We start from the raw sequence: 1,588 nt of genomic DNA on the forward strand, positions 1-1,588 counted from the left end.
CTGAGCCGTCAGGGCACGGTGCGGCAGGCGAGGCTGTCGGCTACCGCGGTACCGGCCCGGGATCTGCGGGGGATCGACGTCGGGGTGAAGAAGGACGCCCGCGAACTCGAGACGCGGTTTCCGAACAGAAGTCCGGAGAGCGACTTTCGCTACTCCGTCGCGATGCAGCCGAGCTGGCCGACCCTCGACTGGGTCGTCGACAGGGCAGATAGGAAGTTCGGCTCTTCCGGGTTTTGTGTGGGTCCGATAGGGGCGCGAACCGACGCGGATTGCGGGTTGGATCGAGGTTCCCTGTGGTCGGTACAGTGTCTCGATGCAAGATCGAACGCTCTATGCGCGACTCCTGGGCATCGAAGATCCATGGCGCGTGACGGAAGTAACACTCCGTCTGGATGAAGAGCAGGCCGTCGTCGTGTCGGTGGAGATGGGTCCCGACGCGGCTCTTCTTTGCCCGAAGTGTCAAGGCCAAGGATCTCGTTACGACTCCCGCGAGCGGCGCTGGCGTCATCTGGACACGATGCAGTATCGCACGATTCTCGTAGCGGACGTTCCTCGAGTTCAGTGTGATGAGCACGGAGTCGTCCAGATCGCGGTCCCGTGGTCGGATCCAAAGTCGCGCTTCACGGCGCTGTTCGAAGCGCTCGTCATCGACTGGCTGAAGGAAGCGAGCTTCTCGGCGGTCGCGCGTCAGCTTTCTCTCAGTTGGGACCAGGTGGCGGGGATCCAGGACCGGGCCGTTCGCCGAGGACTGGCTCGAAGGAAGAAACAGCGACCGCGCCGCATCGGAGTCGACGAGACGTCGTTCCGCAAGCGGGCCGAGTACATCACGGTGGTGAACGATCTTGATCGCAATCGCGTGCTCTGGATCGGCGACGAGCGCAAGAAGCAAACGCTGAGTGCCTTCTACGCAGATCTCGGCCCGAGAGGCTGCGCGAGACTTGAATCGGTCGCGATGGACATGTGGGCGCCGTATATCTCTTCAACCCGCGAGCACGTTCCCGATGCGGATCGACGGATCGTGTTCGACAAGTTCCACATTGCGCAACATCTCGGCCGGGCCGTAGACGAGGTGCGGCGAGCGGAGAACCGAGAGCTCGTTCGAGAGGGAGACGGTCGACTCAAGAAGACGAAGTATCTGTGGCTTACGAACCCGGATCGGATGAGTACACAGCGATGGGAAGGGTTTGCTCCGCGTCGCGATAGCCAGCTGCGTGTGGCTCGTGCCTGGGCGATCAAGGAGTCCGCCATGATGCTCTGGGGTTATATTCGCCGAGGCTGGGCGGAACGGGCATGGAAGGGCTGGTACGCCTGGGCGATCCGGTCTCGTCTGGAGCCCATCAAGCGCGTGGCTCGGTTGATCAAGTACTACTGGGACGGCGTGATCAATGCAGCGACGACCAACGTCACCAACGCTCGGAGCGAGGGGCTCAACTCGAAGATCCAGTGGATCAAGCGGAAGGCATGCGGGTACCGCAATCGCCAGCGCTTCCACAATGCCATCTACTTCCATCTGGCCGACCTGGATCTCTATCCAGACTCTCTTCAATCAACCCACACGAAAGCCTGAAGCGCCGAACTTCCTATCTGC

1 protein-coding gene is annotated in these 1,588 nt (G+C 61.6%); it reads left to right on the top strand.

Annotated features, from left to right (window positions below; genetic code table 11):
* Nucleotides 1-313 precede the first annotated feature (313 nt).
* Nucleotides 314-1,567, top strand: coding sequence for an ISL3 family transposase (locus GY725_02200; GenBank protein MCP4002986.1), 1,254 nt, complete (start codon nucleotides 314-316; stop codon nucleotides 1,565-1,567).
* Nucleotides 1,568-1,588: the final 21 nt, after the last annotated feature.

Source organism: bacterium (assembly GCA_024226335.1).
Classification (GTDB): Bacteria; Myxococcota_A; UBA9160; order SZUA-336; family SZUA-336; genus JAAELY01.